22 protein-coding genes are annotated in these 21,323 nt (G+C 44.9%); 5 read left to right on the top strand and 17 right to left on the bottom strand.

Annotation, left to right across the window (positions count from 1 at the left end; translation table 11 throughout):
• Nucleotides 1–247: 247 nt before the first annotated feature.
• From AC3CH3_RS04210 to AC3CH3_RS04145, 14 genes are all read right to left on the bottom strand, one after another.
• Nucleotides 248–1,384, bottom strand: a complete 1,137-nt coding sequence (locus AC3CH3_RS04210; protein WP_488537792.1) for a flagellin — start codon at nt 1,382–1,384, stop codon at nt 248–250.
• A gap of 418 nt (nt 1,385–1,802) precedes the next feature.
• Entirely contained in the window at nt 1,803–2,993 is a 1,191-nt protein-coding gene (gene flgL / locus AC3CH3_RS04205; RefSeq protein WP_017064129.1) for a flagellar hook-associated protein FlgL, read from the bottom strand.
• A gap of 10 nt (nt 2,994–3,003) precedes the next feature.
• Nucleotides 3,004–4,884, bottom strand: a complete 1,881-nt coding sequence (gene flgK, locus AC3CH3_RS04200) for a flagellar hook-associated protein FlgK (RefSeq protein WP_488537791.1) — start codon at nt 4,882–4,884, stop codon at nt 3,004–3,006.
• A 209-nt stretch (nt 4,885–5,093) separates the two neighbouring features.
• Nucleotides 5,094–6,011 carry a flagellar assembly peptidoglycan hydrolase FlgJ gene (flgJ, locus tag AC3CH3_RS04195; protein ID WP_019825273.1) on the bottom strand — a complete coding sequence of 306 codons (918 nt, stop codon included), beginning with the start codon at nt 6,009–6,011 and terminating at the stop codon, nt 5,094–5,096.
• Between the two features lie 10 nt (nt 6,012–6,021).
• Nucleotides 6,022–7,113, bottom strand: a complete 1,092-nt coding sequence (locus tag AC3CH3_RS04190; protein ID WP_017062257.1) for a flagellar basal body P-ring protein FlgI — start codon at nt 7,111–7,113, stop codon at nt 6,022–6,024.
• A 94-nt stretch (nt 7,114–7,207) separates the two neighbouring features.
• Nucleotides 7,208–7,984 carry a flagellar basal body L-ring protein FlgH gene (gene flgH / locus AC3CH3_RS04185; protein ID WP_017064132.1) on the bottom strand — a complete coding sequence of 259 codons (777 nt, stop codon included), beginning with the start codon at nt 7,982–7,984 and terminating at the stop codon, nt 7,208–7,210.
• Between the two features lie 88 nt (nt 7,985–8,072).
• A complete protein-coding gene (flgG, locus tag AC3CH3_RS04180) occupies nt 8,073–8,861 on the bottom strand; it encodes a flagellar basal-body rod protein FlgG (RefSeq protein ID WP_017062259.1) in 789 nt (262 codons plus the stop codon).
• 21 nt (nt 8,862–8,882) lie between these two features.
• Nucleotides 8,883–9,632, bottom strand: coding sequence for a flagellar basal body rod protein FlgF (locus AC3CH3_RS04175; RefSeq protein WP_019825277.1), 750 nt, complete (start codon nt 9,630–9,632; stop codon nt 8,883–8,885).
• A 253-nt stretch (nt 9,633–9,885) separates the two neighbouring features.
• Nucleotides 9,886–11,190, bottom strand: coding sequence for a flagellar hook protein FlgE (gene flgE / locus AC3CH3_RS04170; protein ID WP_017062260.1), 1,305 nt, complete (start codon nt 11,188–11,190; stop codon nt 9,886–9,888).
• Between the two features lie 49 nt (nt 11,191–11,239).
• Nucleotides 11,240–11,953, bottom strand: coding sequence for a flagellar hook assembly protein FlgD (flgD, locus tag AC3CH3_RS04165; protein ID WP_010439286.1), 714 nt, complete (start codon nt 11,951–11,953; stop codon nt 11,240–11,242).
• A gap of 17 nt (nt 11,954–11,970) precedes the next feature.
• Nucleotides 11,971–12,384: a flagellar basal body rod protein FlgC gene (gene flgC, locus AC3CH3_RS04160; RefSeq protein ID WP_019825280.1), complete on the bottom strand. Its 414-nt coding sequence runs from the start codon at nt 12,382–12,384 to the stop codon at nt 11,971–11,973.
• Nucleotides 12,385–12,388: 4 nt separating this feature from the next.
• The gene (gene flgB / locus AC3CH3_RS04155) at nt 12,389–12,784 is read right to left on the bottom strand and encodes a flagellar basal body rod protein FlgB (RefSeq protein WP_004736175.1); all 396 of its coding nucleotides are present in this window, start codon (nt 12,782–12,784) and stop codon (nt 12,389–12,391) included.
• 255 nt (nt 12,785–13,039) lie between these two features.
• A complete protein-coding gene (locus AC3CH3_RS04150; RefSeq protein WP_019825283.1) occupies nt 13,040–13,867 on the bottom strand; it encodes a protein-glutamate O-methyltransferase in 828 nt (275 codons plus the stop codon).
• Nucleotides 13,868–13,878: 11 nt separating this feature from the next.
• A complete protein-coding gene (locus AC3CH3_RS04145) occupies nt 13,879–14,805 on the bottom strand; it encodes a chemotaxis protein CheV (RefSeq protein ID WP_019825285.1) in 927 nt (308 codons plus the stop codon).
• 77 nt (nt 14,806–14,882) lie between these two features.
• Here AC3CH3_RS04145 and flgA point away from each other — a divergent pair, with 77 nt between their 5' ends.
• The 3 genes from flgA to AC3CH3_RS04130 all read left to right on the top strand — a co-directional run bounded on the left by flgA (nt 14,883) and on the right by AC3CH3_RS04130 (nt 16,617).
• Entirely contained in the window at nt 14,883–15,629 is a 747-nt protein-coding gene (flgA, locus tag AC3CH3_RS04140) for a flagellar basal body P-ring formation chaperone FlgA (protein ID WP_019825287.1), read from the top strand.
• Nucleotides 15,630–15,807: 178 nt separating this feature from the next.
• Nucleotides 15,808–16,125 (top strand): flagellar biosynthesis anti-sigma factor FlgM, encoded by a 318-nt coding sequence (gene flgM, locus AC3CH3_RS04135; protein ID WP_017062263.1) that lies wholly within the window; start codon nt 15,808–15,810, stop codon nt 16,123–16,125.
• Between the two features lie 66 nt (nt 16,126–16,191).
• Nucleotides 16,192–16,617, top strand: a complete 426-nt coding sequence (locus AC3CH3_RS04130; RefSeq protein ID WP_017064136.1) for a flagella synthesis protein FlgN — start codon at nt 16,192–16,194, stop codon at nt 16,615–16,617.
• Between the two features lie 271 nt (nt 16,618–16,888).
• On the opposite strand, the gene flgP is transcribed toward AC3CH3_RS04130, so the two are convergent.
• Nucleotides 16,889–17,320, bottom strand: a complete 432-nt coding sequence (flgP, locus tag AC3CH3_RS04125; protein WP_488537790.1) for a flagellar assembly lipoprotein FlgP — start codon at nt 17,318–17,320, stop codon at nt 16,889–16,891.
• 9 nt (nt 17,321–17,329) lie between these two features.
• Complete coding sequence (locus tag AC3CH3_RS04120; RefSeq protein WP_017064137.1) at nt 17,330–17,965, bottom strand: FlgO family outer membrane protein; 636 nt, start codon at nt 17,963–17,965, stop codon at nt 17,330–17,332.
• 192 nt (nt 17,966–18,157) lie between these two features.
• On the opposite strand from AC3CH3_RS04120, the gene AC3CH3_RS04115 reads away from it, so the two are divergent.
• Both AC3CH3_RS04115 and AC3CH3_RS04110 read left to right on the top strand, forming a co-directional pair.
• Nucleotides 18,158–19,291 carry a flagellar assembly protein FlgT gene (locus tag AC3CH3_RS04115; RefSeq protein WP_017064138.1) on the top strand — a complete coding sequence of 378 codons (1,134 nt, stop codon included), beginning with the start codon at nt 18,158–18,160 and terminating at the stop codon, nt 19,289–19,291.
• Between the two features lie 139 nt (nt 19,292–19,430).
• A complete protein-coding gene (locus AC3CH3_RS04110) occupies nt 19,431–19,937 on the top strand; it encodes a hypothetical protein (protein WP_048611319.1) in 507 nt (168 codons plus the stop codon).
• A 129-nt stretch (nt 19,938–20,066) separates the two neighbouring features.
• Here AC3CH3_RS04110 and AC3CH3_RS04105 read toward each other — a convergent pair whose 3' ends face one another.
• Nucleotides 20,067–21,308: an NAD(P)/FAD-dependent oxidoreductase gene (locus AC3CH3_RS04105; RefSeq protein WP_488537789.1), complete on the bottom strand. Its 1,242-nt coding sequence runs from the start codon at nt 21,306–21,308 to the stop codon at nt 20,067–20,069.
• Between the last annotated feature and the right edge of the window lie 15 nt (nt 21,309–21,323).

Here is a 21,323-nt window from a genome sequence, read left to right as displayed (position 1 = left end):
GAAAGGTAAAGGTCAGAAAGGAAAAAGCCCCTTTTCCTTTGAGAGAACCGGGGCTAGTTGGCGCGTCAGAGCCTGTGTGGAGATCATCGAGAAATGAACACATTTCCGACTTGCCGTTGCATTCTTACTGTAAAAATGGATAGCAGGTGAGAGATGAGAGAGCTAAACATTCAATAGTAAGTATGCTTGCCAGTTTCCCTTGCTGCATGGCTCACGTCTGAACACGAGCAGCAAGTTCAACCAATAACTATTGCAATAATGACATTGCAGAGTTAGGCAACTGTTTTGCTTGAGCAAGTATTGAAGTACCTGCTTGTTGCAGAATTTGTGATTTGGTCATTTGCGTCGTCTCTTTCGCAAAGTCCGTATCTTTGATTCGGCTGTTTGAAGCGTCTACGTTCTCTTGTACATTTGCCAAGTTATTAATACTGTGGCTTAGACGGTTCTGTTTTGCACCCAAATCAGCACGCTGTGAATCCACGTACTTCATTGCAGAATCAATCACGCTGATTGCGTTCTGTGAACCCGCAACGCTGGTTAAGCTAACATCTTGAACAGAGGTTGCGCGGCCTTCACTCTTAATACCTAGCTCAGACGCTAGACCACCAGAGATAGACATTGGGCCGTCAAGGTCAGGTTCAGCAACGAACAGTTGAATGCGACCATCATCAGTAACCGATGCGTTCACAAGATCAGACTGACCATTAATGTAAGTCGCCAGTTCTTCAATATCGTCACCCGCTTTGGTGTTGATATCTAGAATGATGTCTTCGCCCGCTTTAGTCTTAAATTCAAACTTAAGATCGCTTGCGGTTGGCGGCACTTGCCAATCTTTATCTTTCGCGTTTTCTGAATCAAACGTAGTACCACCCATACGGAAATCATCTGCACGAATGCTAGTCAACGCCATGATCATCGCTTCACCAGAGTTAGAACCAATCTGGAATGAAGCTTCACCGAATGAACCGTTCAGTAGACGACGACCACCAAACGATGTGGTTTCCGCGATACGGTTAAGCTCATCTTGAAGTGCCATTGACTCTTCGTTCAGTGCCGTACGCTCCGCCGGAGAGTTAGTGCCGTTTGATGATTGAATCGCTAGGTCACGCATACGTTGTAATACGTTGGTTGATTCGTTCATCGCGCCTTCAGCGGTTTGAGCAATTGAAATACCGTCATTGGCATTACGCATTGCTACATCAAGACCACGAGATTGAGCCGTTAAACGGTTCGAGATTTGCAGACCCGCTGCATCATCTTTTGCGCTGTTGATCTTGTGACCCGATGACAAACGCTCCATAGAAGTCGCTAAGTCATTAGATGCTTTATTCAGGTAACGCTGTGCTGTCATAGCAGATACGTTAGTGCTTACATTGATAGCCATTTTGCTCTCCTTATGAGTTCGCAAAGTTTCTGCGAAGCGGCCAGCTTTACTCTCATATGGATAAGCACTGACCGTGTATTACTCGATAAACCCTATACAAGGTTTAAGATCTGTATTAATCATTTATAACCAACACAGATACAAGTTGTATGCCAAGTTTAATATCATATAAATAATTTTTTAATTATCTAAAAATCAAAAGCTTACAAACAACGCTGCGCAATTATGATTTTCTACTATTAAAAGATGAAAAACATTCACCTTCCTTATTGCCGTTTTTTGCCGCTATTCTAGAAACATCATGCTTCGAACAAAAAAGCGGCAAATTGTGGCGTCATTCGCACGTATGGCATAGCACATACGGCAAGGAATCAACGCCATGGTGATCGACAAGCCACCATTAAATACCGATTTATCACTAAATATAGTTAAACAAGGTCAGGTCTTTGGTTTTGCCAAACGCTTGTTGAGAAGCTTGTAGTGCTCGAGAGTTTTCATTGAACTCAATGATCGCTTTCGAGTAATCCAAGTCTTCAAAGTTGCTTTTTGCTTTTGCTAAAGACAACTTAAAATCTTCATGTTGTTGCTCTTGAATATCCAAAGTACTCAAGCGTGCACCAACATCGGTTCTTGCCTTGGTCAAATGGATAAACGCAGCGTGGAACTCTTCAGTTACTTGGTGCAGTTTCGCTGTTGCTGATGCATCCGATACCGGGTTTTCAGCCTGCTCAGCAGCCTCTTTGAACGTATCAAAGATAGAGAAAGTCTCTCGTGGTTCTAAGGTGATCGAATCACCTTTAGTGATTTGGCCTTTGATTTGAATATTCAGCCCTTCATAAACAATACCTGTCGAAGGATCAAAATCTTCTGCGGCAACCACTGCGCCGTCTTTTTCAAGCTGATAAGCGAAATTACCCGTCTGCATGTCGACAAAAGTCACTTTATAAGTAGACCCATCTTCATCGCTGTTGGTCGCACGTCCAAGCAGCAACTCAGAGGCAGGTTCAAGCTCGTATTGAGGTTCGTAATCACCGAACGGATTGTCTATTTCCATAAACATCTTGCTACCCGGATCATTCATTGCCATTTCAAAGCTGCTTGCCACACGCATCTTGCGTTGGTAGTCATCACCTTGATATGTCACATTCCCTTCGTTATCTCGAAAGAAAGGCTGATTTTTCGGCTTAGTGCCTGCAAACGTGTAGTTACCCGACTCATCTTGAGAGTTGGCCAAGTGCAAGAAGTTATTCGCTAGCTCTTGGATCTCACGCTTTTTCGCTAAACGGTCTTCAGGGGAAAGCGCACCGTTGATCATTTCCATCACGGTTCGTTTTGCTTCATCAGCAAAGCCTTCTGTGTTAGAAACCAATACTTCATGATGCTCAAGACGGTTTCTGACTAGAGTAATCGCATCGACATACTGTTTAAGCTGTTCTGACTGCTGACCAATGTTCTGTAAATAGTGCGTCGCTAATGGGTCATCACTTGGCGACTGTAACTTCTTACCCGAAGCAAGTTGTGCTTGGTTGTGATGCACCTTGTTCTCTTGACGGCGCAAGTCGTTTTGTACTGACTGATAATTATGGAAGCTAGAGATACGATTCAACATTTATACCTTCCTATCTCAGAGCCAAAATAGTGTTAAACGTATCGTTGGCTGCTTGCATGATGCGTGAAGAAGCCATATACGCTTGCTGAAATTTCATCATGTTTGCCGCTTCTTCATCGAGGTTTACTCCCGAGATAGAAGCAATACGTTCTTGAGCCGACTGTTTCTCTAATGTCGCAATATCACTCAGGCGATTTGCCGTTGAAGACTTCAAGCCCGTATTAGTATTCAAGTTGTGGTAAAGGTCTAAAATCGTAGACTCACCATCATTCAACAGCTTTCCTGTTTGAAGATCTTGTAGCTTACGCAGGTTACCGTTGTCACCTTCTGATGGGACAAGGTTTGCCGTAAACTTATCATTTGCCACCGCACCGGGTGTAAGCTCAAACGTTGTACCGTTGATGGTCACTGGCCCTTGTGGCGGATACGGTTGAGGCTGCATTAAAATGTTGCCCTTCGGATCCGTCACAGCAAACTGCTCACCTTTTGGTGAGACAATCACTTCAAACTCACGCAGTTGACCTGCTTCTAGGATTTTAAATCCCGCTGTACCCTTGGCAAACGTGGTCGATGCCTCATAACTTTGCGCAGCAATGTCTTTCGGGTCTTTGGTTTCCATATGAATCTGCGCAGCAAAATTACGCGTTGGACGCAGTAACAGTTTCTCTCCTAGTTCAGGAGGGTTACGTACTTCCACTCGCATGCCATCAAGATAAAAAGCACTACCGCTAGAGTCGGTCGCCATCTTAACGGTCTCACCGTTCGGCTTAGTCACGACATAATCACTGCCATCGTATTTCAGTCCATACTCACCGCCTTTTAAGGCAGAAGTATCATCAATGTATACCGCAACATCTGCTTTCGATTGTCCGCTAGCCGTGACACGAGATTTTGCCACCAGCTCTGAGTTCACGTCGGTAAACAAGTCCCTACCTACGTTGCCGTTAAGATCCAAACCTTGTTCTTGAAGACTATTGACCTCATATGAAAACGCGGTCGCCAAACGACCAAGCTCATCCATGATTGCTGGGATATGTTCGTCACGCATGTCTAGCATGGCGCCGATTTTTCCGTCGATATCACTGCTGGTGATCGGTTTTAAAGACTTACCTTCAACAATCGCTAGGCGGCGCTGATGTGCATCGGGTAAGCCATCAACCATCTTCAGCTGACTCGCTTCACTACCAGAGACCAAGGTATGGCCATTACCAATATGGACATTAAACCCTTCGGCATTTGAGCGTGGTGTCACCGTAACTTTGGTGTAACCAGAAAGCTCATTAATCAACTTTTCATGCTGATCTCGTAGGTCATTATGAGGCCCAGGAGTTCGCATCATTAAGCGCTGAACATCACGGATCTCGTACGCAAGTTGGTTAACTCGCTCGATACCCATATCTAATTTTTTATTCGTAGAATCAGACTGTTGACGCACCGTTTCATGGAATTCATTTAACGTCTTGCTGAGTAGTCCAGCCTTCTCTAGTACAACTTTTCGAGCACCGACATCATTCGGTGTATCGGCTAATGTTTTAACCGAATCAAACCATTCATTGAGGTTTTCTGGAATCTTCTTCGAAGCAACCGATGACAACATACTCGACAGCATATCGAGGTTAGCTTCGGTGTCGCCTTTATTGGCGGCATTGGTTGTCGATAAGTTAAGTTCGTTGACGGCAAATTGGTCCCAAGAGCGGCGAACATTTTCCACATGCACACCCATACCGTAGCTTTGGCCACCGTACTGACGAGGGTCATTCACACCTTGAATCACAGATTGGCGGCTATAGCCCTCTGTGTTGGCGTTAGAAATGTTATGACCTGTGGTGTTTAACTGTCTCTGAGCGGTAAGAACACTTTGTGCCCCTACATTCAGAAGATCCGACGCCATAATGCCCCCAAAAAACTTAACAAAATCAGGATAAACTGATTAACTACCAGTTTAAAAAGCAATATATGTGCCAATAGAGATAGCCGAGAGATAAAAGACAATAATTTATTGAAGTGTAAGGAGATAACGACAGACTTTGTAGCAAACATTGAGGTGATAGATAAGAAAAGAGCCTGCCAATGGCAAGCTCCCGAGTACATTCAATAACGCTAGTTCATCTCGTCAATCTTGGCTTTCACTCGCAAAACCTTGTCTGCATAGTTAGGGTCAGTTGCATAACCTGCTTGGTGAATACCTTTGATGAAACTCTCTGAGTTACCTTGATGCTGCAATGCCGTTTCGTATCTTGGGTTTTCGTTCAAGAACTTCACATAGTCGTTAAAGCTATCTTCAAAGTTTGAGTAAGAACGGAAAGAAGCCGACTCTTTAACGGCAGTTTTGCCATGGAACTCTAGAGTCTGCGTAGCAACCTTATCGCCCTTCCAACTTCTGTCTGCTTTGATGTTGAATAGGTTGTTACTGTTGCCCAGAGAGTTCTTAACCATTTTAGAACCCCAACCCGTTTCCAGGGCTGCTTGTGCCAACAGTAGAGACGAGTCCACACCAAGCGCACTTGCCGCTTTTTCAGCGTAAGGCTTCATTGAAGTCACAAACGATTCTGGAGAATCAAAGGATATTGGTTGTTTTACCGCTGACGCAGGTTGCACTTCAGATGCTCTATCTTCTGAGCGGCCTGAGTATTGCGGTCGTTGCAATGAAGTATCAAAACCTTCACTGCGAACCTTATCTTCTGTCGCGTCGCTTGCTTGACCAGCGCTTAACTGAGCTACAATCATGTCCGCAAGGCCTAATGAACCTGAAGCACTCAACTCACTCGCCATTTGGTCATCTTGCATCTGACGATAAAACTGCTCGTTCTGGCTGTTCAGCATATCCGACTTAAAGCTTGAGTTAGCATCGCGCATTGACTTAAACAACATCGATGTGAAAATCGATTCAAACTGTTTTGCCGCCGCGGTTAGTGCTTCTTTCTCGCTGCCTTCTTCACCGTTTACGGCTTGTTGACGAAGACGGTCTAAACTACCGATGTCGTGAATAAAGCCGATGTCATTGTTATTCTTAATCATGCTTTATTCCTTAGATAATGATCAATTGGCCTTCAATCGCACCCGCTTGTTTCAGTGCTTGAAGAATTGCCATTAAATCAGAAGGTGCAGCGCCCACTTCATTGACTGCGCGTACCAAATCGTCCAGCGTTAGGCCAGGTTCAAATTTGAACATCTTACCATCGCCTTCCGTGATTTCGATATCAGAATCAGGGACCACTACCGTTTGGCCACCAGAGAATGCATTCGGTTGGCTTACGTTTAGATTTTCTTTAATTGCAACCGTCATACCACCGTGGGTGACCGCCGCCGCTTTTAGGCGAACGTGCTTACCAACCACAATCGTACCTGTACGAGAGTTGACGATGATTTTTGCAGAGCCTTCAGCAGGGTCGAACTCGATGTTTTCGATAGCCGACAAGAATGCTACACGCTGGCTGATTTCACGCGGTGCACGAACTTTTACTGAAGTTGCGTCTACCGCTGAAGCCATTTGTGGGCCTAGGAAATTGTTAACCGCATCAGCCATACGCTGAGCCGTTGTGAAATCTGATTGGATTAGGTTGAAGGTGATGTAGTCACCACGACCGAATGGCGTTGGGATCTCTTGTTCAACCGTCGCACCGCTAGAGATGATACCAACGTTAGGGTTGTTACCGACAATCTTAGAACCGTCGTTACCTTGTGCACTAAAGCCACTTACCACCAAGTTACCCTGCGCTACGGCATACACTTGACCATCAAGACCTTTTAGGAAGGTTTGTAGCAGCGTGCCACCACGTAGGCTTTTTGCCGAACCGATAGAAGATACGGTTACGTCAACTTCCTGACCTTGCTTAGAGAAGGCTGGCAGTTCAGCAGTCACAATAACAGCCGCGACGTTTTTGGTTTTTGGCTTAGTGCCGGGCGGCAATTGGATGCCAAAATTTTGCAGCATTGCGTTAAATGTTTGATCGGTAAAGGGAGTTGTCTCACCAGTACCCGGCAAGCCCGTGACCAAACCATAACCGACAAGTTGGTTACTACGAACACCCGCCACTTTTGCCACGTCTTTGATTCGCGCAGCATGGGCACTGGTGGCAAGAAATAGCATGCCGAATAGTACGAGTGTCAGTTTTTTCATTGAGTAACCTGTCTGTATTGCTTTAATTTATAATAGCTTAGCTAAATGTGGCTGAGTGATAGAGGCTGTCAGTATGTCGTCGTCCTATCAAGCTCTACAGAGATACATTAAAGAATCGTGCCAAGAATCCAGGCTCTTGCATATCTTTCTGCACGCCCGTGCCCGAGTACTGAATTCGTGCGTTAGAAACACGGTTTGAAGCGATGGTATTTTCAAAATCAATATCATCAGGACGGATGGTGCCGCTTAGGCGGATATACTCATCGCCTGTGTTCAGTGTCATCCACTTCTCACCACGAACCACTAGGTTGCCATTGGCTAATACTTCGATCACTTCTACGGTGATATAGCCGCTGATGCTGTTACTTTGGTTGGCTGATGCATCACCAGCGAAGGTATTGGTGTTGCTCAGATCGTAAGAGAAGTTGTACTTGTCGATCGTCAGCTCTTGACCACCAACAGCCAGCGGCTCCATCGATGCATCATTCGACTTAGACATGTCTGCGTTGGCTTTTTTGGTCGCTCGAGTATTCTCATCTAGCGCTACAGTGATGATGTCACCAATACCACGAGGCTTTGAGTCGTCATACATGCTGCCAATGTGGTTCACATTAAACAGTGAGCCCGTTGCCGCTGCGTAATGCTCTGGCTTCTGCTTGGGGTTGATTGGCGCCCATGCAGGGTCACCAGCAATTGGATCGGTTCGCCCACGAAGCGTGTCAATAATGCCAGAGCTCTCTTGGGCCGACTTATCACCTTCCACAGCATCAACCACTGTGGTTGCATTTTCTTCTGCCGGAGTCTCGATCGGGTCAAGAACAGCACACCCCGACATAGACATAAACAAAGCTAAACAAAAAATACGTTTCATGGCGATATAATCTCAGCAGGCAGTGGTAAATGGGTCAATTAGTAAAAACAGATCGATTAATTAAAAAAGTAAACGGCGAATAAACCAATTACAGCTGTTGGTTAACAAAGCTCATCATCTTGTCTACCGACGAGATAACTTTCGAATTCATTTCGTATACACGCTGAGCTTCAATCATGTTTACCAGCTCTTCGGTTACGTTTACGTTCGATGTTTCTAGCATCGATTGGCGGATGTTACCTAGGCCATCAAAACCCGGAACCCCCTCTTGTGGGTCGCCACTCGCGCCAGTTGGCAAGTAAAGGTTTTGACCTACTGGCTCTAGACCACCTGGGTTTACAAAGTCAGTAATGGTAATTTGACCAACCACGACGTTGTTTTGCTCGCCACGTAGACGAACCGATACTTCACCGTCGTTACCAACCGTTACCGAGATCGCGTCTTCAGGAATCACAATTTCTGGTTGTAGAGGATAACCTTGGCCCGACGTTACGATCGCGCCTTCACCGTTCAGTGTGAACTGACCATTGCGGCTGTAACCTGTTTCACCGTCTGGCATTTCAACTTGGAAGAAACCGTCGCCTTCAATCATCATGTCTAGGCTGTTAGATGTCGTTTGTGCGTTACCGTGAGTGTGCACTTTTTGAGTCGCGACGACCTTAGAACCGGCACCCAGCATCAAACCACTTGGCAGCTCAGTATTCTGAGACGATTGACCACCCGGTTGATTAATATTCTGGTAGAACAGATCTTCAAATACCGCGCGGCTCTTTTTAAAACCAATGGTCGAGGCGTTGGCAAGGTTGTTCGAAATCGTTGAGATATTGGTTTGTTGGGCGTCTAAACCCGTTTTACTTACCCATAATGCTGGATGCATAGCAATGTCCTTTAAATTCTATTAGCTCATACGAAGCAGTGAATCAGACGACTTGTCCATTTCCTCTGCTGTGCTCATCATTTTGACCTGCATTTCAAACTGACGTTGTAAGTCAATTAGGCTGGTCATTTCACCTACGGCATTTACGTTACTGCCTTCGATAGCACCTTTTAGCAACGTTACCGCTGCATCTGCTTCGTATGCCTGATCTGGGTTTTTCGAACGGAATAGACCATTCGTGTCTTTAAACAAGCTTTGGTTGTCTGGACGCACAAGCTTAATACGATCAACGACGGCTAATTCTTCAGCTGGAGCGCCTTGAGGAATCACCGAAATCGTACCGTCAGTACCAATTTCTACTTTACTGATTGGGATAGGAAGTGTGATTGGCGCATCGTTCTCACCTAGCACCAAATGGCCACTTGCATTAGTTAGCAGACCGTTTTGATCAACCTTAAGGTTACCGTTACGCGTTAAACCTTCGCGGCCGGTGTTATCCATCACTGAAATCCAGCCATCACCTTGAACGGTAACATCGAGATCTCGGCCAGTGGTAACCACACTACCTTGCGCAAAATTATGACCAGGACGCTCTGTCATGCTGAAAACACGAGTAGGCATGCCTTCACCATACGCTTGCATTGAACGTGCTTGTGCTAAATCAGCACGGAAACCCGTTGTACTCACGTTGGCAAGGTTGTTTGCACGTAGCTGCAAAGCCTGCATATTTTGCTTTGCGCCACTCATGGCAAGAAACAGTGCGCGATCCATAATTTTGCTCCAAAAAATCATCTTCTAGAGTTTATAAAGCAAACACTGTGCCAATATTTTTAACTTTTATTTATCAACAATTTAAATAGAAAACAAACAAAGAGGGGTGATCATTAAAGGATCATTGAGGAAGAATTGTTGCCAGTGGCATTACCGTGCGGCAATAAGGGCGGCAAATAAGAAGACAAACAACAATACCCAATTCAATAACATTGAATTGGGTATTCGCAGATGATTCAAACGCTCGAAACGATTAACGAATCTGAAGAATATTCTGTTGCAGTTGGTTGTGTACTTCTAGAGAACGCGAGTTCGCTTGGAAGTTACGTTGAGCAGAAATCAAATCAACCAGTTCTTGAGTCATATCGATGTTCGACTGCTCTAGCGAGCCGTTGTTGATGCTACCAAATGAACCTTTGTTCGATTCACCCCAGATCTTGTCACCAGAGTCGTTGGTAGAATCCCATTGAGTACCGCCTTTCTTATCCAGACCTTGCTCATTTGGTACACGAACCAAGCCTACACGGCCAAGCATCACGTTTTCACCATTTGAGTAAGTACCTAGAACACTGCCGTACTCATCGAAATCGATTTTTGTTAAGAAACCTGTTGTCGCGCCATCTTCATCAAACTTAGTCAATTCAAACGGAGCGGCAAACTGAGTTGAAGAATCTAAACCAAACTTAAGCACTTGAGTTGGATCAGCACCGTTCAAGTCAATAGGGTTCGCACCAGCACCCAGTGGTTCCGAGTTAATCGGCTGGCCATTGTTCAGGCTTGCTAACGTACCGTCATTGTTGAACTTCATTGTGTGACCAACATGACCTTGTGCATTCGTCGCATCACCACCAGTAATGTTGACCGGCTTTTCACCGTTCTCATCTGACATGGTGTAGTACGTTTGCCAAGTGTTTGGTTGAGTCTGATCTTTGAGGTAGTAAGTCGTTAACTTGTAAGACTGACCCATAGAATCGTATACCGTCGAAGACGTTGCACGGTTATAAGTATCAGCATCTTTGAAGTTAAATGCAGCCGGGTCTTTAAGATCACCGTTTGCAGGAAGGTTAACCCCTACTTCAATGTTTTCTGTCTGTTTTGGCTTACCAAACTCAGCTGGTATGTCTAGAGGCTTTGGCGCGTAAGAAAGAACTTCACCCGAGTTTGGATCAACATCGTAACCTAAAAGAAACTCATCGTTAGCGGTAACCATGTAGTTGTCTTTGTTTAGGTGAAATGCACCATTACGCGTTAATTCGTTAATCTCTGGCACCATGCGGTCTTTCGATACTGCAAAGAAACCTGTACCACTTACACGTAAGTCCATTGGGTTGTTCGTATAAATACTTGAACCTTCGTGGAACTGTTGCGCCACTTGGCTAGCTTGCGCACCGCCACCTGCCGTCGTTTTTGCGTTAGTGAACAACGAGCTTGAGTAAACATCACCGAACTCGGCACGAGACTCTTTAAAGCCAAATGTGTTCGCGTTCGCAATGTTGTTACTGGTTGTATTCAGGTCTAATTGTGCAGCGGATAGGCCGCTTAAAGCTACATATGACATTCCATTATTCTCCTAATCTATCTAGCTAGCATAGTCACTCAATAAAGAGCTACGCTTTACCAACTTCTAGTACTTCAGCAAGTCGTACTGGCGATGTGAAACCAGCCAGATTGAGTAGTACGTTGCCATCGCCCTTACCAAGAAGCACACTGTTCACGTTCGCATAACTGGAAACTTGGAACTCTGTGTTCTCGCCATCCAGCAAACCTGACGCTTTCACGTTGTATTTACCGGCCGGCAATGGGTTACCGTCTTCGTCTTTTCCGTCCCATTCAACACGTGTATCACCAGATGGTTTAGAGCCGATATCAAATGTGCGAACCAATTGGCCAACTTCGTTCTCAACACGGACCATTACATTGTCCATTGCCTGAGGAAGCTTAACCATTGCCGCCATACCGCCATCACCGGGTTTTACACCTGCCGCACCAGGAACCAATACATCACGGCCAACCAAAGAGGATGCCTGAAGTGCTTGGTTAGAGGTCATTGATGAATTCAAGCTTTCAAACTGTGTATTCATTTTGCCAATGCCATCTACGGTCGCAAATGAAGCCATTTGCGCAATCATCTGGTCATTGCTAACCGGCTTGAAAGGGTCTTGTTGTGCTAGTTGCTTAGTCAACAAAGATAAGAAGTCTTCTTGTTTAAGATCCTGCTTACCTGTTGTTTCGTCGGGCTTCTTAGCGCCATCTTGAAGACTCTTCAGCTGGTCAACATAGGACAAGCCGCTTTGACCAACATTGTTGTTGATTCCAGCCATGTGCTACCTCCTTATCCTTATTGACCCATCTGCAGCGTACGCAGCAGCATTTGTTTACTCGAGTCAGCAACCTGTACGTTCGTTTGGTACGCACGTGATGCCGAAATCATGTTTGCCATCTCTTCCATAACGTTCACGTTAGGCTTGTAGATATAGCCTTCGTTGTTCGCTAATGGATGATCCGGGTTGTACTCCGCGCTCAGCGGTTTATCGCTTTCTACAATACCTAGTACTTTCACAGGCACAGTGTGGTCACTGTTGCGTGCTTTATTTAACTCAGCGCCGAACACTGCGTGGCGAGCCTTGTAAGTTTCTTCAGCAGAACTACTTACACTGTCCGCGTTTGCAAGGTTGCTCGAGGTCGTATTTAGACGAACAGATTCAGCACTCATCGCAGAACCAGTCACATTGAATACATTAAATAAGCTCATCTAATTATTCCCCTTTAATCGCTTTAGTTAAATTCTTGAACTTACTTCCTAGGAAGTCGAGAGAGGCTTGATGCCTAATTTGGTTTTGCATGAAAAGGTTTCTTTCCAAATCCAAATCAACCGTGTTGCCATCTCCTGTATCAGGTTGGGTAGGAATGCGATACTTCGTTTCCCCGTTCACCGTTGTTGAGGCAGAAATGTGCCGACCATCTGTACGGCTAAGACCAATGCTTGCCCCAGAACTTGCCGCTTGCAGTGATTTCTTAAAGTCTAATCCCTTTGCTTTATACCCAGGCGTGTTTGCTTGCGCGATATTGGTGGAAAGCACCTCAGCGTTACGCTCACGTACACCAACTGTGTGCTGGTGAATGCCCAAAGCATTGTCAAAAGAAATAGCCATGTAAACCTCAACTCAAGAACTGACTGTTATGAAATAACCAAAGCAATATATATACCAACTTTTAAAATAAGGCGGTCTATCAATACTTTTACAGGTTACTCGTGGGTAAACTTGCAATATACAAGCCAAAAAATAGAGTAAATTGGAATGTCACTCCGACTTAAAGATATAGCTTAAGCAGGAAAAAGAAAACCCAGCACTTGGCTGGGTTTTAAATTTAGACGGTAACCTTACACCTAATATCGGTGCCGCTCGTTACTTTAATTTGTAGATGATGCCTGGATTACAGCGAACCATTTCAAAACGATCGGTTAAGCCTGTTAACGATTCAGACGCACCCAACAGTAAGTAACCACCAGGGTTCAGGCTATTTGCCATCTGGTTAAGTACCTTTGATTTCATATCAGGTGAGAAGTAAATCAGCACGTTACGACAGAAAATAATGTCGAACTTGCCTAACAATGCATAGCTGTCCATCAGGTTCTGAGGGCGGAAGTTCACCATGCGCTTGACGTTATCTTTCACTTTCATACGGCCATCGCCCACATCTTCAAAGAAAGTACGACGGCGCTCTGGAGAAAGTCCACGTCCCAATGCAAGGTTGTCATAAGCGCCAGTACGGCACATATCCAACATACTTGCTGAGATGTCAGTTGCGGTAATCGATACATTTGGCAGCATACCTGGCTTACGAGCTTGAGTTTCAAGAATCGTCATTGCCATTGAGTATGCTTCTTGGCCTGAAGAGCTTGCCGCAGACCAAATCTTAATAGGACGTTTATTTGCCGCTATTTCCGGTAGAAGCTTATCCGCAAGCACAGCAAACGGGTAAGTATCACGGAACCAAAGTGTCTCGTTCGTCGTCATGGCATCGACAGCAGCCACACGCAGCTCACGGTTTCGACCTGTTACTACGTCTCTCAACAAATCAGACAACGAAGCTAACTTAAACTTCGTTACTAATGGGCTTAGACGACTGCGCACTAAATACTGCTTGCTGTCACCTAATACAATGCCACATTGAGATTCTAAGAAACGGCTGAAATCGCGATACTCTTGATCACTTATTGTTATAGCAGTCATTAATGTCTCTTTTAGTTAGTTAACGCAGCTTTTACCGCTGCACCAAGCTCATCCGGGTTGAATTTAGCGATGAAGGAGTTAGCTCCAACACGCTCAACCATGGCTTGGTTAAATACACCACTCAACGATGAGTGTAAAATTACGTATAAATCTTTAAGTTCGGCGTGACGACGAATCTCAGCAGTCAGCGTGTATCCATCCATTTCTGGCATTTCGATATCAGAAATCACCAATGAAATCTGATCGTAAATACTGCCTTCTGATGACATCTGCATCAGCTTCTCGTAGGCTTCTTTACCATCCTTCACCGAGATAACTTCAAAACCAATCGACTCAATAGCACGTTGAACCTGCTTACGAGCAACGGTCGAGTCATCAGCAATCAAGATGCGGCGAACCAGTTCTTTCTCTTGTTCTACTTTCGCAATATCTTCAGCAATCTTGCTGTCCATTGTTTCATCAACAGGAGAAATTTCTGCAAGGATCTTCTCAACATCAAGAATTTCGACCAATTCATTATCAATGTTGGTTACCGCTGTCAGGTAGTTAGCTCTACCTGCGCCATCTGGCGGCGGAAGAATCGATTCCCAGTGCATGTTAATAATGCGCTCTACTGAACTTACCAAGAAACCTTGAATGGTTCGGTTAAACTCAGAGATAACCACAAAACACTTTTCAACATCCGTTGTAGGACGGCCACCAATCGCTAAGCTCAAGTCGATCACAGAGATCGTTTGGCCACGAATGTGTGCTACACCTTTAACCAGTGGGTTCAAGTTTGGCATCTTTGTCAGCTTAGGGCATTGAAGCACTTCTTTTACTTTAAAGACATTAATGCCGTAACGCTGACGCCCCATTAGGCGAAAGGTTAGTAATTCTAATCGGTTTTGACCGACGAGTTGCGTACGCTGATTCACCGAATCAAGAATACCCGTCATGAGCTCATCTCCATATCAAACTTTTTTGTATAAAAAGTGTTAGTCTACTGCAGGCTACGAACCACCAGAGAAACGGAATGACGTATTATAAATCAAATTTGCCACCTCTTTCTATAGCAATGTGTAGAGCTACTTTTAAAACTGTCGCTAAGTTTATCGGCATTTTATCAATATTGTTTAGTTTTTTTGTGCAAGCTGCGACCCCAGAACAAATTGAGATGATTCAGTCTGCAGCGGAGCAACATATCCTTGATACGGTTGAGCAGCCACAAGGTGGCGAACTCTTTGTTAATTCAGCAAATGTTGACTCAAGAATCAAAGCGACAGACTGCCCAGTGCCTTTAGAGACCAGCGCTTCAACGACCACCAATACACGCAGCAGTATTACGGTTTTAGTGCAATGTGTTCCTGATGAGTGGCGAGTTTATGTACCGGTGCGCCTTTCGATGTCGGTGCCCCTTGTCACCACCACTCGCTCACTCGCGAGAGGCGAAATCGTCGGCCAATACGATGTCACCACCGCTATGATTTCTCTTAACAAGTTTCGTCGCCAAGGTTTCACAGCTCCACATCAAGTCATCGGCGCTAAGGTAAAAAAGAACCTAAGACCGGGTGATGTTGTAGAAAGAGGTGATATCTGTGTCGTGTGCCGAAACGAGAAGGTTATCATACAGGCAGTAAAAGGTGGCATGACCATTACCACCAAAGGAACTGCGCTTACCGATGGCTCTATGGGTGATCAAGTAAGAGTGAAAAATGATAAATCACAGCGTATAATTGAAGGGATTGTTACCAGCATGTCTGAAGTCACGGTTTACTTTTAACTCTTTACTTCTAAATTGACGGTATCGTTAGCGATTTCAGCCTCAACTCTAACGCCAAATATAACGGCTGCGGTGTTTGGTCCCTTTTCGACTATTGAGCTAAAAATTGCTAAAGTATTCGAACCCTTGGTCGATATTGACTGTACAGGTTCCCATTTTTGAAGAAAAAGGCTTAACTATGGCAGGCATTGATAATATTCGTTCAGGGCAAACCCTAACGACCACTAACCGATCAGCAGTACGCTCTGATTCTAGTTCTGAGGCATCACGCTCTGATGTATCAACTAAATCACCAGCAAGCAAAGATGCGGTTTCACTGAGCCAACAAGGCAAAGCGATTGGTCAGCTCCACCAAGATATGGCAGCACAGCCAAGCTTTGATTCTGTGAAAGTAGCAGCGATCAAAGAAGCAATTGCGAACGGTTCATACACTGTCGATCCAGAAAAACTGGCAGACAACATGATCAAGTTCGAAGATGAATTAAAAGGCCTTTAAGCCAACACTCACTTTTGATTGAAGTGATTGTCTTAAAGCACACGAGGTTATAAATAGGTTTACGTTATGGCGGCACTAGCAGATTTAGTTAATTTCCAACTTCAAAATGCCAAAGCCTTATCTGAATTATTAAGTTCAGAGAAAACCGCTATTACGAGCCGACAATCAAACGATATTGAGCGAATCGCCAAAGAAAAAGTGGTCCTAGTTGAACAACTAAGATCAACCGATCAGCGAATCGCAGCCCATACCAATATCTCAGAACTGACCGAGAACCCTGAACTTGCTCAGTTAGTCACAAAAATCCAGTCTATAGTGCACGATTGCCAGCAAGCGAACCTTGTGAATGGCGAAGCCTTGAATCGAGCGCACCTTAGCTTCAAAAAACTCAGCAATATGATGCAGCAAAGCCACGGAAAAATTGGCATGACCTACAATGCCGGTGGTCAAACGCATACGATCTCTACGCTGGGAACCAACGTAAAAGCATAGTTAAACCCCCTCTATTCAATAACACCCTTAGTCACCTTCCTACTCGTATCTGTATCTGTATCTGTATCTCAGCCTATCCTTAACATGACATCCGTCAAAGCTCCCACTAGATCGGTAAATGCGCCGAACAAATCGACAGACACAAAAAAGCGGCAAGTATTTTCATACTTGCCGCTTATGATTCATATCAGTTATTGGTTGCCGATACGCTATCTGGAAAACGAGAGCAGCCAATATAACTGGATAATCCTATCGCTAGACGCCCGTTAGGCTAGAACAACGTTTGTTGTCTCTTTTCAGGTACAGGTTGAACTTCACCGTAATTACGTAGCTGTTCCATCTTACGGATATCAAGCTGAAGCTCAGTAACATAGCTATCGCCCACAGGGTAGCTGCGTACCACTTCTGCACCGCGGATTACGCCATCAACCGCACCAGAAGTTCGCTCTGTACCAAGGCGTTGATCTTCCAACTCTGCTCTACCACTCACTCGCATACCATAGACTTGCTCAGCAAGTTCACGATAGGCGTCGATCTTAGAAGCTCTCATCGCACGGATACGTTTTTCTTCATCGTTACGTCCTTTCTGCTCACTGATACTCGCGTAGCCAACGGCAACTAAGTAGTCATCTGGCCTCATGTTTTGCAGTGGCTGACAGCCAACAAGCAGTAAAGCGGCAACAACAAATATTAACTTCTTCATCTCGAACTCCTAAGGGCGAAGAATAACAGTATAAGGCTGGCTGATCGTTGGGTCAGAACGAATGATAACGCCATCTTGAGTTCGAATACTGTTTAGAGTATCTAGGTCACGACCAATACGGTCTGCAGGCAAGAAGCCTTGTGCCGTCGCCACGACAATGCGAGTTTGCATGCCAACAACACGAGCATTGACTAACACACCACCTTCTTGGCGAAGCATAGTGCCTGTCAGTACGTACTGTACGTCTTGTTCTTGAGCTAAGTCTTTCCAATCGCGGCTTAACGCGAAGTCACCTTGGTGAGTCACTTGAATAGAACCTGTTGTTTTGAAATCAACAACCTTGAAGCCACGACGCTGAAACTGATGAATGAAACCTTCTGATACCGAGTTTCCTAGCCAGTTCGTTGTGTCCATGTGTTGCAGGTCAACAAACGACGTAATCGCTATCGGAGTTCTTGCTGAGATACTCGTATTCGAAATGATCAGATCTTCGGTCATACTTTCCACGAAGAAATCCATGGTATGACGAGGGCTATCCATCAACATAAACTGACTGCCTGAATATTCAGACTTGCCGTTATAGATTGGCGAATAAGCGCATGAGGTCAACAACATGACACTCATTACTACGAGCCATTTTTTCATTCTCTTATCTCCAGATAGGTTTAGTGCTCCCTGTTCCAATATGTTCTCACCATTATTCTTTTCAATGGATTACAATGTTGGAACAGTCTTTGCTTTTCATTAATGGTTCAGATTAAGAAAAACGCACTTAAGTCAGCTTCAAGCTTATAGTTATTTGTTAAGCAATATTTATACCCAACTGGTAACGAATAGATGAAAAAAATAATTTCTTACTTATTTTCAATAAGTTCACTGATAACCATAAGCTTCAGTGCTCATGCCTCTTGGTATGAAGTTACCGGTACCGCAGCCATCGTATCCTCAGAGGAAACGGCAAGGGTTCATGCTCTGGAAGACGCGGTATATAAAGCGATCCAGTTCTCAGGTGCTGATATTGGTAGTATCTCCAACCTCACGCCGTACCTCGACGCAAACAAGAAAGAGTTTCAATTTACCAATCATGAAGTGCGCTACATCTTGGTAGAGAAAGAGAAAAAACGCAGTGGCAATATAATGATCACCGCAAGGATCGATATCTATCCTTCGGCAAATGCTTGCCATGAGAGCCAATACAAGAAGACATTTTTAGTCGGCAACATTGATGTGACCTCCCCTCAGCAAGCTGTAATGGGCAGAATCTATAACATTGGTGATGATTTTGGCCATGTCGTGGACCGACAGCTGGCGCAAGAGTCTCGCAGCTTTGTTTCCGTTGGCACGACCAATTACGATATCGACAAGCGTCGACCAGAGGTAATCAAGATGATCGCCCAAGACACTGGCGCGCAGTACATCATTGGTGGCGACATTACCGATTTAACCGCGACCATCGAATCCAAGCTTTTGAAAGACGACATCATCAATCGTCAGTTTGCGTTAGAGATGCAAGTCTTCGATGGCAAAACAGGACATCAGGTTTACAACCGTAGCTATCGTGAAGTGGCAAAGTGGCCATTTGCTAAGACCAGTGAAGTGGACACCCGCAGTGCTCGTTTCTGGGCATCAACCTACGGCAGTATGATGCTGCGTGTTAGCCGCAATATTATGTTGGACTTGGAATCTGAAGTGTCATGTAAGATCACACTTCCAGAGGTGGCTGCAGTATTTGGTAACACGGTGACCATTGATTTAGGTCGAATGCATGGTGTTCAACAAGGTGACAAGCTGCAGCTATGGCACACCGGTTCGTTTATCGACCAACGCGGTTTACCACGTAATAAGGTATCTCAAAGCGATATCACGCTGACGGTTTCTCGCGTTTATGAAAACGAAGCAGAACTAACTATCGACCAACCAAGCCTTGCAGGAAGCATTCAAATTGGTGATGTGATGCAGAAAATCATGTAGTTAGCGACACGCCCGTCTCATAGTTTCTAATAAAGCCTTAGCACTTTTGTTAAGGCTTTATTTTTTTCATGGGTATTAGTTTCGGTTTTGCAGTATTTGGCGTAATCTTATTAATAACATAATCATCACTTAGCAAACTATGAGTCAGAATAATCTAATTGGTGCTACCGGTTACCGCTTTATCTCGAAAGGTAAAACCGCTTTTAAGATCCACATCCATACTCCCGAAGATACGGTGTTGCATCGGTCGGTAGGTTTTGTTCGTATGGGTGAAGACAAAGCACTGAAGAAAACCATTAAATTAAGAGATGAACTAGGCAGACAGCTTTGGGGTAAGTTTTGGCCCAAAGTCCTCAAAGAGCCCTACCTGATGACGCGTCTACCTCATAGTCTAGAACCCAAAATTGTATTTAAGCCAAATCCAACTCAGAGTGATCCTGAACACCGCGACGAGTGTTACATCGCTAAGTGGCGTGTATTCTCAGAAAACGGCGACTACAAATACAAAACCAAGGTGTGCTCCATTAGAAAGCACGGCAGACTTGCCGCTTATAGCCAAACCAAACGCGCTCTGCTTGATGCCCACAAAGACGTGATTGATCTGCTTGTCTTTATGGGACGATTGAACAGCATCGATCTGAAGTAGCCTAGAATGCAATTAGGTTGATTACCTGTATTGTTCACATACAAAAACAGCCGCACATTGCGGCTGTTTTTCTTTTTAGGTTAGGCATCTTGGCGCTTTAGCGTGTTGTCCACACACTAAATAGACAATCTAGCTTCGGCATATCTCTGCCAATGTCGTGAGGCGGCGCTTAGATTCCTTAACATAAGGGTTGGCTTGATCCCATGCGTAACCCGCCAGAATTGAGCACACCATCTGCTTAATCTTTGGGTTTGGATCTTGATAAAAAATCACATCCTGCAAAGTACCTGAGTACCACCCCTCAACATACGTTCTAAAGGTGTTTACGCCAACCATCAACGGATCGGCATAATCGCGCTCCCAATCGACGTGTTGACCGTTAAGCTGCTTTTCAACACATTCAACCGCAAACTGAGCCGACTTCATGGCAATTGTCACACCTGATGAAAACACAGGGTCAAGGAACTCACCGGCATTGCCCAAGAGCGCATACTTGTCTGTTGCAAGGTGTTTTACGTTGGCAGAATAACCACCGATTTCGCCCGCAGGGTTCGGATACTCTGCATTTGCCAGTATCTCAGCCAAACCCGGCTCTTCTGCCGCTAGCTGTTTAATGGCAGCTATCTTGTCTTGTGGATAGGATTCAAAAAACTTAGGCTCACCTATCACACCAAACGAAGAGACACCGTTGCTAAACGGGATCAACCAATACCAAACATCAGGGTTGGTTGGGTGCACAGAGATCAAGATTTTATTGCGGTCATATTCAAGGTCGTTATCAACCTCTGCAATATGATCGTTAATGTGCGTAAAAATAGCTTTGCGTGGAGGAAGCGATGATGGCTCTTCTAAATCAAGCATCTTCGGTAACACGCGACCAAAGCCACTGCCATCCAGCACGAATTGCGCTTCGAGCTGATAGCGTTCTCCATCAAGCACTTGTACGTCTAAAATGGTGCTGTCTTCAGTGAAGTTAATGCCCATCAACTCATGTTGATAATCAATGCAGACCCCCTGCTCCTCAGCCGTATCTGCCAAAACCTTATCAAAGGCGCCTCGTTGAACCTGAAACGTCGTTCCCGGCCCAGCAGAGAACTTGTCTTCAAAATTGAACGCCGTATAAACGCCATTTTTGCGAAAGGCTGCGCCATCTTTGTATTGGAAGTTGGCGTTGATCACTGCGTCAGTCATCCCAGCCTGTTCAATCATTTCCATGCAAGCTGGTAATAGGCTTTCACCAATAGAAAAGCGAGGGAATACGCTCTTTTCAATCACTCGAACATCGATGCCTTTTTTATGAAGCAAAGACGCAGCAATAGACCCTGACGGTCCAGCTCCGATGATCACCACTTGAGTTGATAGTTTTTTCATTATTTAAGCCATGTT

The sequence above is a fragment of the Vibrio sp. QJM3NY_35 genome, assembly GCF_057785915.1.
Note: the sequence above shows the minus strand (reverse complement) of the source record. Positions and strands in the feature narration are given on the sequence as shown.